Below are 11208 nucleotides of genomic sequence, written 5' to 3' on the forward strand. Positions count from 1 at the left end.
TACCCTTAACCCCACCACTCTCCAAATTCGAGATCCTACTCTGAATACTCGCCTTTGAGGCATCATGAGCTTCTTTTACGCTTTCACTGAAGTTCGTTCCACCGTATCTACGTACGCTTCCATCAAGTAATACTTCTTCACCTCTAATGAAGGAGAAAGCTATTATTCAAACCTTTTACTAATGTATTTTCAATTATATAATACTAGTAATTTCTGTTAGCCCTAATTCATAAAAATAATTTTTATACACTCAAAGCATACCTATCTATTAAAAAACACTTGTTGCCTTTAGTCGACAATCAAGTGCTTTAAGTTCATATGTTTTTAAGTAGCATAAATTTGTAAGATTTATAAGATCTGTAAGTTTTGTATTAACAGTACGACACCTTTTTCATGCCATGACAACTACTAAGTTAAAATTGACGAGCTTGTACGAGTTCTTAGTTTAATATATTTTCCATGTGATTATATTCATCACCCAGTAAAATGTCATCTCGCCTAAGCTCGTACTTCGTTTTCTATTCTATCATTGCATGTAGTACTCTATGATGGTATAACCATCATAGAGTACTTATTTTTTAACAGCCTATTCCTTTTTCTGTCTTTTTCTATAATCTTACCTCTTTGTATCTGGTCAACTGAGTATTCATATCCTGCTCTATTTAACCAAGTCACATTATTGGGATACTCATCTAAATACTTGGCAATTAAATCTTTACTTTTACTATTATCTAGTTCTGTTCCTAAATATTTATATTCCAAAATAACTAACTGGCCATTAAAGATATAATCAGTATTGAACCAATTGGTATAATCATAATGTACCTTCAGCTTTCCATCGCTATCAAGAGATAGTGTAAAAAAGCACCAAAGTTCTTGCTCATTCTCTTTAAAAATCTTTCTAAGCTCATCACTCAATTTATAAAAACATCTTCTTTTCTATCGAGCGATTGATAAAGATGGACATACATTGTATATTCAGCTCCACAAAAAACAAGAGCGTCAAGCGGCTTATGCCTTTATGAAAAGACTAGTAAAAACATTTGGAGAAGCAACGGTTCTCACAACAGACAAGGCTCCCGCGTTACTTTGCTCATTCAATAAATTGAGAGAACAAGGTCATAAGCATACCATCCATTGCACAATCAAGCATTTGAATTACCTCATCGAACAGGATCATAGACATATCAAGTGACGTTTTTCCAAATCCGCAGGATTTCAAAGGCTTCGCCATGCTTTACGTACCTTAAAAGGCAACTAAACTATTCATGCCCTATATAAATAAAAACGAAGTTTACAACAACCAAACTTAGTTTTTTCGACGTACAATGAATTAGAGAACCTATTCAAAGTTGTATAAACTCTACCTACTAAATGAGGATTTTTTTGTTTATATAAAAACTTTGCAACAGAACCTTTAAACTAAACTTCAAATCCAATTACTATCCATTCATCAACTATGTCCCAAAAATTCATATTATATCTAGGCTCTTTATTCGTCCACCATAAAGTCGCATTATCATTATTAGAATTCTTATAATCTACTGCAACATAACCACCCATACCACTTTTAAAGAAACCAAAAGTAGTTTGTAAATCAATTTGTAAAGGCTCTTCTAACTCCTCAATAATACCCCATTCATCATCATCAAAAAAAGTTACATTTTCTAAAGGAACTAAACCCATAGATTGGCTCGCATAAAAATAGAAACCATTATGAACAGTTCGATAAAAATTTCGTATTGTTGAAGGAATCTTATCCCAAGATTTTTCTAATGCTTCATTATTAAACTCATCTTTGGGATTTCCCCCCTCATAATATAGAATTTCACCATTATCTGTTTTAATAGTGTATAAAATTGAATATCTACCATTTATGTCCATAAGCTCTACTTCTTCAAGGTGCCTAGACAAATAAGAAATAGTGTTTCTTATTTCCACTCCTACTTGCTCTTTCCATATCGATAAAATACTCTCAACTCTCTTGTCTACGTTTTCTTCTTGAAACAATTCATACCATGAATTTGGTATTTTCTCACAATCAAGTTTATTAATCTCATGGCATGATATAAGTTGTGCATTTCTTTTATATTTTCTTAAAAACCCAAGTTTTTGTTCCATAATGCTATGTCATCTCCTTTATTTATCTATATCCTTTTTTATTTCCTTTCAACAAAATCATCAATTTGTTTTTGTAATTTCATTTCTAATTCTTTTTCCTTCTTTATCATCTCTTCTCTAAACTTAGGATCAACTTCAATTTTTTCTTTCTTATAAATTGTCCAATCAGAATAAGATTTAGACCCCTTAGATTTATTGGCTGCTTCACTTAATCCTAAAAAATTCTCTTCATTATTTAAAACCTTAAGTTGTTGTTCTTTTGTTAGTTTATCAAAATTTTCCATCTTAGCTATATTTTTCATTGATACAATATGATCAGCTTGAAGTCTATCTGTAATATACTTACCAGGTAAAGCAGGGTCAGGCGTTCCTATTTTATCCTCAATGCCCTCATTAACTTTTTCCCGTAGCTTTGCAGTAGGCGTTCCATCTCTTAATTCATCATATAATTCCTTTGAGATTCTTCTTTCCCCGTATCGAGGCGGTGTTCCAATATCACCCGTACCCTTAACCCCACCACTCTCCAAATTCGTAATCCTACTCTGAATACTCGCCTTCGAGGCATCGTGGGCTTCTTTTGCTTTTCCGCTGAAGTTCGTTCCGGATCTAATGACACTTCCATCTGGCGATATTTCTACACCTTTAACGAATGGGGATACGGTGTCCATACCTTTTGTTATTAGACCTTTTATGAAGTAGTCCGCATCATTAATCTTATCTACGGTTTTCCAGCCTTGTATTTTTAAGTTTTTTAATAGATTATTTTCTTTAAGCGATTGTAACACATTATTTCTACGCTAAAACACAAAAAAGCACTCGTTGCCTTTAGTCGACAATCAAGTGCTTTAAGTTCATCTGTTTTTAAGTAGCTTTAATCTATAAGTTTTATAATAATAGTATGACACCTTATATATATCGTGACAAATATTACTTTAAAACTAACGAGCTTGTACGAGTTCGTTAGTTTTATGTCTCTTCCATGCGTTTATATTCATCTTCTGGTAAAATGTCATCTCGCCTAAGCTCGCACCTCATTTTCTGTTCTATCATTGTACGTAATACTCTATGATGGTACAACCATCATGAGTCTCTACTTTTAAACCACTTATTGTTTTTCTTTCCACTGCAAATATACTTTATTTTTTATCTGGTGAATATACAATTATTCTCCCTTCTGGATATTCACCTTCCCATCCACATGGCCATCCCCCAAGCTTATAAACCTCAAAGATTCTTTCATAAAAATTATCAACTTTTCCATTTACTAAACGATTTAGTGCACACATATGTAAATCTCCAATTATTTCTTCAAAAATATCAATATATTGTAATAAAAAATCACCTGGATAGTTCTCGGATGATTGAATAATCTCCCTTATAGGACGCTCCATAGAGTTTAAATCATGCTCATATAATTGTCCTATTATTTCCCCACCTTCTGAGGATTTAATATCTTCCCAAACGTTTTCAACCTCATCCAAATCTTGAGACCATGCTAATTCTTGTGCTCTTTCATACTCATTAACCATAACAACATCACGATTTAGAAGATTTTCATTATGAAAAAGTTGTAAATTTGTAATAAAATTAATAACCTCTTCGACTAATTGAGTGTTTTTTCCGTACTGCATTTATTTATCCACCTTTCCCAAAGTTCTTCAGTAGCACCGCCACCTCTTTGCCAAATCTTTATTTCTTCATTTAATTTTGTCTTGTAAAACTTCTCAATACCAATTTCTAATACCTTTGATTTGTATAATGGCAAGCCACTTTCTGTACCTTTTTTTAATTTTTGTTGCAATTCAAATACTTGTTGTTCCAACTCCTTAATACTTTGATTGATATTTAATTTATCTAACTGATCTTTAACCACATTATTATATACACTATGAAATCCTCTATGCCTAGACAAAGCACTTGGATCTTTTGCTGGTATCGGTAAAAATATCCCGTTATAAGCATGATCCATATCCATTCCAATTTTCTTTAATACCGGATGATTTCTTAAGTTTTTAGGTATTATATGTTGCGCCTGATATCCTTTCCGTGATGCAGAACGTGGAAGCCCCATGGATTCCAATAAATTTTGCCCTAATTTTGTAGAACTACCTCCTGTAACCTTTCCAGGGGTACCTGGAATAAGTCTAGTAGCTTCACCCGTACCCTTACCAGATGGATTTACAAATTCAATATCTTTAGTAAAAGACCCCAATGGTATGTACGATAGGAATAACCTTCAAGATTAATTTTTCCATTTGCATAAAAAAACAGCAGAGATTTCTAGTACCTATCTCTACTGTTTTTTGCTATTAACTTCCAAAAAAAACTAATTTTTCATACTCTGTTATGTGTATTTCTAACAAATAGTAATGCTTAAATTGCAACATCTTGGTATCCTACCCTAGCTACCTCTTCATTTATTAGACGAATACCTACCCCATTTTCCATGTCCCATGTACAGTCAAATGTTAGTCCAATATATCTGCCTTCAAAGCGTCTAGCAGATGGGACATAAATCCCCACTAGCCTGATCCTTTCAAGAAGCTGATCAATCGTTTCAATTAAAGGATAATTTTCATTATATGAAACATCATACCCAAGCTCATATCGTTTTTGCTTGTAATAATCTAAAATTGGTTGCAAAATACTTTGTTGAAGATGCCCCCAATTTTGTATTAAAGAATTATACGAAGCATACTGTTTTTCACTAAATTCACCATCTTCTTCACCATCTATCATCAAAGCAATATCGGCTTCTTTTCCGCAAAACTCAATGGTAGTATCTCTACTCCAGACATAATCATATTCAAGCTCACCAAAAACTGCATCATTTATTTTCATTTTAAATTTCCCCCTTTCTATTTATTGGCAAATTCCCCTGGCTTAAACGCTCCTGCATTTATCTCTCCTACGCCGCCAAGATGCCCAAATTTGCCATTTATTTCTGATGGTACAAGTTGGATAGTCTTCACATCATTTAATTCGTGCCACGTTAACTTGTATTCTTCTCGATAATCCGCAATGTCTCCCGCTTTAATTTTCCCAGGAGTCATTCCAAACTTGCTTGCCAACTCTGGTGAATTGTTAAGTTGTTCAGCCAACTTTTGATCTGCTTGTTTAAAATTAATAGTTCTAGCTTTTGTTCCGTGCTTGCCGGTCCCGCCTAACATGTATTCAATTTCAAATTGCGCTTTTGCTACAGGTGAAAAATCAGGAACTCCATTTTTATACTCAATTCCATTAATACCAGCTTCATTTAAGATTTTCTGTAACGTAGGATCTGGTGGTGGTTTTAGGGTACATAAAGATTCACCTCTAACCCCTTCAAAAACGACATTTGAATTCGTTTCTGCGGGTGTTTGCTTGAATCTTGATTCATATGTACTGGCAAATTCCTCTTGCTTGAAGGCTGGTGGAATATCAGCATCTCTACTACCCGTACCCTTAACCCCACCACTCTCCAAATTCGAGATCCTACTCTGAATACTCGCCTTAGAGGCATCATGGGCTTCTTGGAATTTCCCGCTATAGTTCGTTCCAGATCTAACGACACTTCCATCTGGCAGTATTTCTACACCTTTAAAGATTGGGGATACGGAGTCCACACCTTTTGCTAGTTTAATTTCAATTATATAATATTCACGACTTAATCTATCTAACAATCCTTAAAAATAATCTATATTGATTTTCACTTATTTATCAATCTCTAATATCTCTAAGAAAAAAGCACTCGCTACCAATCATAGGTTTTCGAGTGCTTAAATGTATATACTTCCCATCATATTTAAATCATTTTTAAGATTTGTTCCTTCACATTTTCGTCAAACTTGGCTCCTTCTACCTTTGCTCCCTTCCAGTCTACATTGTCAAGTTTAGCACCGGTAAAATTCGCATCCGTGAAATTCCCATTTAAAAGGATTGCTCCTGTTAAATCTGCGTTTGTAAAATCTACATTTCTAGCATCGACTTCTGATAAATTAGCATCTTCTAAATATGCTTTTTCAAAGTTACCTTCTGTAAGATTCGCGTTACTGAAATTCGTTCCCGTACAGTCAGCCTGTTCCGCATTGATTCCTGACAAATTTGCATGGCGAAAAGTAGCATGATTTAATATTGTTCCAACTAATTCTCCATATGAAAAATCAACTTCGTCAAAACATGTTTCAAAACAACTACTTATATTCAATTTTGCATATTTCATATTCGCTTTAGAGAAATCCGCTTCACCAAACCTACAATCTGCAATGTGTATTTCCTCTAAATTACAACTTCTGAAATCAGCAAACTCAAAATCACAATCAAAAAACGATGCTCTCATTAATGAAGAAGCTCTTAACAGAACTCGTTTTGCCATGATACGCTCTGCCATTACCTCTGACAGGTCTGAAAAAGTAAGGTCTAAATCACTCATATCTAACTGATCTATAACCTCATCATTGTATTGAGATCTATTTAATATTTCCATGACTCTTATTTTATCATTACCATTTTCATTCACTATTACGATCTCCTTTCATTTAGCTTTTCAGATAGTCCTTCCAAGCAACATTTGGAGAATAAGTTATACCCATCTGATCTTCATCAAAACTTGGTATAGCCATTACTTGTGCTGGTTCCAAATACTTCATTACTTGTAGCCAATTATCAAGTAATGTATCACTGTCACTCTCTAATGGATTATTTAAAATATCAATACAAAGGCCACCCCAATCTAGCTCAGATACCACAGCTGGACTACTTTGTAATAATTCCTTATCAAACATTTCTAAAATATGACCACTAAAGTATGTTCTAGCCCCTATCCCTAAGGGACCGTTAGGAAGAAACCTAACTGGTATTGGTTGGGAAGATATTTCCATCCACATTTGTAAGCGTTCATGTTCGGTATTCCACGGATATGATAAAGGCCAAAAAATTTGAGTTACTCCATAACTTGGTTTCGCAATTTCTGCGATTTGGTCAGATAACTCAAAAAAAGCAGCCCATAATTTTTTAGGTATTGATTTATGAAACTCAAACTCTAAAAATGAACGATGGCTCCAGTTAACTTGAAAACGTCCTGTGTAGTTCACAGACTTATCACGATACAGGTAAACTTCTGATACTCTACGCTCTGAAACTACTTTTTCCAGAATTTCCTGACGGTTATATTCTACCCGTACCGTTTCACAGTTGCCCCAATGAGTAGGAGCAAATTTTTCATTTGACTCAAACACATCCAAAAGACGACCTAATAATTCTTCTTCGTTAAAAGATACTGTAGGATACATTGTAATTGTGAAAAAATCAGGTTTCATGTATATCCCCCTTAATATTAAAAAATATAGTCACATAATAATTTTTATTCACAGCTTTTTCCACCTACCTCCACCAGGTAAACGTGTATTGTTCTCCCATTTATGAGTCACTTTACCGCTATTTGGATCAGTGTAGTAAACATCACTATCCTTACCCAAAGGTCCACTTGGTCTTGGTTTAGGAGGAATCCCATTCAAATCAGGTTTGTCACTTGATATTGTCACAACATGACTCCCATTTTTATCTTCGAGCATTTCTCTTTCAGCTCGCATTTGCCTGTCGTTATGAATAGTTTGCTCTTTTTCACCCATTTTGTGTTTGTGATCATGAACTAAATCAATTTCACCCTTATCATTACGCCCAATACTATCTGGACGCGTAAGATGCCCTTCACTAGATGTATATGTAACAACCTCACCAGCGTTATTGTCCTCTAATTGGCGATCAAGATGTTCTCCCAAAGCTTTTCTCCCTTTTATTTCTTCTTCTCTTCCACGCTCTTGGCTCTTTCTTAAATTTTCAGTCCTAGCATCCCAATCTTTACGCTCTAAAGGTTGTTTCGTTTCTTCACAATGACGATCATATCTAATATCATCTGCTGCTTTATAATCTCCTCGCGCTTTAGCTTCATCTATTTTCTTTCGATAGTATTTTTCTCTTTCCTGAGTTAGCTTAATTTTGTTTGGGTTTACGTTACTACTATTACCCGTACCCTTAGCAAGTTGATAAGCGTCATCCTTAGCTGCCGTACTTGCCTTTGAAAACTTTCCAGCTACTTCTCCAACAGTTGAAGATTCTATATAAGGAAGCTTCACTCCTATTCCAGTATCCACCATCCTAACTGCTACTGGAATAGGAGTATTTTTCATAGCATCTAGTGCATTCTTTAAAGTCTTATTTTCCTTAAGCGATTGTACCACATTTTTACCCAAATTTGGATTGAAACCAGGGATTCCTTCTTTGAATTTTAATAATTTCGCTAAATCAGCTAATTCATTCGTGCCTTTGAATGCTTTTACTCCTTTTCCTACCGCTCCAACAACTGGGATTGCATCTAATCCGCCAAAAATGATGTTTCCTACCCGCTCTTCTTGGCTCAATTTCCTGTGTGTTCCCCAGTCTTCTCCGTCAATACCGCTTTTTATTTGTACAGCGCCGTATACTACTGCGGCAGCGGCCCCGAGTGGTGGGCAAAGGATTGTTGCGATGATGATTCCTCCGCCTATTGCTATGTCACGTATCATTTCTAGTTTTTTCTGTTCATCTTCTATCGATTTGTATTCAAATCCTCGTGTGGATGGGACTACTTTCTTGTATTCTTCATAATCTAGCTTTGCATCTGGATTTTGTTTTTTCAGTTCTTTGTATTCCGCTTTCAGTACGTTATCAAATGCAGGTGAATCTTTAAAAATATCTTCTACTGTTATTTTATCTTTTTTCGTCTGTATTGTTTGTGGTACACTTCCGTACCCTGCGTGCGCATCTGGTAATACTGTCGTTGTTGTAGAGCCAATTCGGTTATTTGTTGTGAAACTGAGAATAGATGTATCTCTCATTTTTTGAGCGAATTTATCCATTTCTACTAAAAAAGGTTTATCTATATGTTCAGAGACTACTCGCCCTGCTTCTCCGCAATATTTTTGTAATGTCGAATAGCTCTCAAGTAATTCTCCGATTTTTTGCGATTGATCTTTAGGATTAAAATGTATACTACCATCCGAGTCTAAATCTCGTATTCTTCCATCAATTCTTTTTAATGATTCATTTGCGTACCGTAATTTCATGAGTGCATCTTTTGTAATTCGATTCATACCATCCCCCATGTCTTGCCATGGTTCAGGTCTATATTTCACATCCATTTCGTTTTCATCCCCCAGCCGTATGGTGATTTCTACAACTTACTTAATCTTTCACGTAATTGTTCATCCTTTTCAAGCATTTCCACGCATACATTTCCTACAACTTTCGCCGATCTAGAATAGTGTTCAGCCAATTCAAGTGTTTTGTGTAATATATCAGGATATTTTTCAATTACTCTCATCGCTTCACCTTTTTGATAAAAATCACAGCTTAATAAACTCTCAATATTCGTTCCAATGACGTCTACATGGATTTTATATATATTTTCTAACTTCATTACTATATCAAGTAGTTCTTGAAAATTAACTAATACTTCTTCTCCACCACCAGAACCACCATCTCCCATTGATACTTGCATTATTCAATACCTCCTAATGAGAATTGTCTCGGGTCAATTAATTTTTTATACGGCATTTTTAACACGTCATACAATTTCTTATTAACCGCATAGAGGCTCACCCAGTCATATCGATTACGATCTACATCTATTTGAACGAAATCTTCTCCTTCAGTGAAATATAAGAAACATTCCCATTTCCCACCTCTATTACTTCGAGGCCTCGTATACGTTTCTATCGCTATAACGTCTTTATTTGATAAATCTTTTTCCTCAAATGTTTGTTGTTCTGCCTCTGTCATTCTCTTTGAGAAAAATGTATCTTCTATCTCCCTCGGTTCTCTCAATAAGAAGGGAATGCGTGTTAATAATGAAAAATATACGTCTGGCTTTGGTATGTAGTCGATCTCGTATTTTTTATTTGGCTCTATTTCTGTTAATACAGCCACTCGGTCTTTATCCTCTTTCAAAAAACCTATTAACAAATTATTAATTCTCGTGTATTCGTGACAATTCTCATATTCCTTTAATAGTTCAATCATTTGAAAGGCTGCAGGGGTAATTCCATTTTCACTTGTAAGTAAGCCTTTTTCTTTTAAGCTCGTTGTTGCTTTCGTGACACATTCTTCATCAAGTAAAATAATTACGTCACGATTTGGCAATCCAAATATATCCGTAACTCCAGCTGCACCTGCGAGAACATATAATTCAGCAGGTGCAAAACTCATTTCTTTCCCCATTCTTTTATCCCTCGTTTCTCCATCACAATTGTTTTATCGCCCTTACTTCCGGTCTATCTCCGTACGTTTGAATACTTTTATCTAACTCTTTCAAAGCTTTCGTATGTCCTTCAAATGCCTCTACCATTTCTGAGTTATATTGAATGATTAAATCAAGATAACTTAAAAATGCATCCCTCGTTTTTCCATTCCAGTTCGCACATGTAACGTATGCTTTTAAGTTTTTCGCTTGATTTAAAGAATCCTTCATACCATTTTCAATATTTTGCGCGTAAGAAATGGCACTTGCAGTGTTACTTCCTATAATTTCAACCTCTTTACCACTCATGTTGATTCCCCCATTCTTTGTATGCTTAATGGATAAGTTTTTCAATTTCCTTTTTCTTTTCTTCAAAAGCCTTGGTCGCTGCAGCATATGCTGACGCTTTCTCCGCTTCTGCTTTCGCTTTATATTCCAAATACTTTGCATAAGCTGTACCTATCGCAGATCCAACATCGCTTAATGCACTCTTAAAATAGGATAGTACTGTATTTAATTCTTCATCCTTTTCATGACGTTTTTGTTCAAATTCAACTGCCGGAATTTTATTAGCTTCTAAGCCATTACTTTTACTCTCATAATCTCTCTTCGCTGATTCAGCATCTTGAATGAATCGTTTTAACTCTCTTTCTTGATCTTTTAAATAATCATGTAATTTATCATACTGATCTCGTTTCCTCGCGCTTTCTGTAAAACCCGATGCATTTAATAAAGCATTGTACAATTCATCTAACATCTTTCTCCCCCTTTATTACAATAACCATGTAGTTAAATTCGTATATTTAAACATAAATATTCATTACATTGAGAAT

General features: G+C 34.8%; 13 protein-coding genes and 3 pseudogenes. 1 reads left to right on the plus strand and 15 read right to left on the minus strand.

The features are described 5' to 3' along the window. Together AB3X48_RS12145 and AB3X48_RS12150 are read right to left on the minus strand one after the other, a co-directional pair. Positions 1–166, minus strand: a pseudogene (locus AB3X48_RS12145) (DNA/RNA non-specific endonuclease); the annotation flags it as partial. A gap of 377 nt (positions 167–543) precedes the next feature. Continuing rightward, on the minus strand, positions 544–918 hold the full coding sequence (locus AB3X48_RS12150) for an immunity protein YezG family protein (protein WP_002110814.1): 375 nt from the start codon (positions 916–918) through the stop codon (positions 544–546). 22 nt (positions 919–940) lie between these two features. Here AB3X48_RS12150 and AB3X48_RS12155 point away from each other — a divergent pair. Then, a pseudogene (locus tag AB3X48_RS12155) lies at positions 941–1360 on the plus strand (DDE-type integrase/transposase/recombinase); the annotation flags it as partial. 62 nt (positions 1361–1422) lie between these two features. Here the strand turns inward: AB3X48_RS12155 and AB3X48_RS12160 are convergent. The 13 genes and pseudogenes from AB3X48_RS12160 to AB3X48_RS12220 form a co-directional block, all read right to left on the minus strand. After that, complete coding sequence (locus tag AB3X48_RS12160; protein ID WP_002110815.1) at positions 1423–2121, minus strand: SMI1/KNR4 family protein; 699 nt, start codon at positions 2119–2121, stop codon at positions 1423–1425. Positions 2122–2159: 38 nt separating this feature from the next. After that, a pseudogene (locus AB3X48_RS12165) lies at positions 2160–2909 on the minus strand (hypothetical protein); the annotation flags it as partial. Between the two features lie 348 nt (positions 2910–3257). Further along, complete coding sequence (locus tag AB3X48_RS12170; RefSeq protein WP_002110817.1) at positions 3258–3752, minus strand: hypothetical protein; 495 nt, start codon at positions 3750–3752, stop codon at positions 3258–3260. Continuing rightward, on the minus strand, positions 3725–4333 hold the full coding sequence (locus AB3X48_RS12175; RefSeq protein WP_002110818.1) for an AHH domain-containing protein: 609 nt from the start codon (positions 4331–4333) through the stop codon (positions 3725–3727). The genes AB3X48_RS12170 and AB3X48_RS12175 overlap by 28 nt, the downstream gene beginning before the upstream one ends. A 161-nt stretch (positions 4334–4494) precedes the next feature. After that, positions 4495–4962 carry a DUF6985 domain-containing protein gene (locus tag AB3X48_RS12180; RefSeq protein ID WP_002110821.1) on the minus strand — a complete coding sequence of 156 codons (468 nt, stop codon included), beginning with the start codon at positions 4960–4962 and terminating at the stop codon, positions 4495–4497. 17 nt (positions 4963–4979) lie between these two features. Continuing rightward, a complete protein-coding gene (locus AB3X48_RS12185; RefSeq protein WP_002110822.1) occupies positions 4980–5783 on the minus strand; it encodes an HNH endonuclease in 804 nt (267 codons plus the stop codon). A gap of 122 nt (positions 5784–5905) precedes the next feature. Then, on the minus strand, positions 5906–6619 hold the full coding sequence (locus AB3X48_RS12190) for a pentapeptide repeat-containing protein (protein ID WP_002110824.1): 714 nt from the start codon (positions 6617–6619) through the stop codon (positions 5906–5908). A 19-nt stretch (positions 6620–6638) separates the two neighbouring features. Beyond that, positions 6639–7418, minus strand: a complete 780-nt coding sequence (locus tag AB3X48_RS12195) for a hypothetical protein (RefSeq protein ID WP_016105440.1) — start codon at positions 7416–7418, stop codon at positions 6639–6641. 48 nt (positions 7419–7466) lie between these two features. After that, on the minus strand, positions 7467–9278 hold the full coding sequence (locus AB3X48_RS12200) for an ADP-ribosyltransferase (RefSeq protein WP_088099275.1): 1812 nt from the start codon (positions 9276–9278) through the stop codon (positions 7467–7469). A gap of 32 nt (positions 9279–9310) precedes the next feature. Beyond that, a complete protein-coding gene (locus AB3X48_RS12205; protein WP_078174457.1) occupies positions 9311–9637 on the minus strand; it encodes an MFS transporter in 327 nt (108 codons plus the stop codon). Further along, entirely contained in the window at positions 9637–10356 is a 720-nt protein-coding gene (locus tag AB3X48_RS12210) for a DUF5081 family protein (protein WP_002066134.1), read from the minus strand. The genes AB3X48_RS12205 and AB3X48_RS12210 overlap by 1 nt, the downstream gene beginning before the upstream one ends. A gap of 22 nt (positions 10357–10378) precedes the next feature. Then, positions 10379–10684 (minus strand): WXG100 family type VII secretion target, encoded by a 306-nt coding sequence (locus tag AB3X48_RS12215; RefSeq protein ID WP_002110836.1) that lies wholly within the window; start codon positions 10682–10684, stop codon positions 10379–10381. Positions 10685–10709: 25 nt separating this feature from the next. Further along, complete coding sequence (locus AB3X48_RS12220) at positions 10710–11132, minus strand: EsxC family T7SS substrate (RefSeq protein ID WP_078174458.1); 423 nt, start codon at positions 11130–11132, stop codon at positions 10710–10712. Positions 11133–11208: the final 76 nt, after the last annotated feature.

It is taken from the genome of Bacillus sp. S4 (assembly GCF_040838205.1).
GTDB lineage: Bacteria > Bacillota > Bacilli > Bacillales > Bacillaceae_G > Bacillus_A > Bacillus_A cereus_U.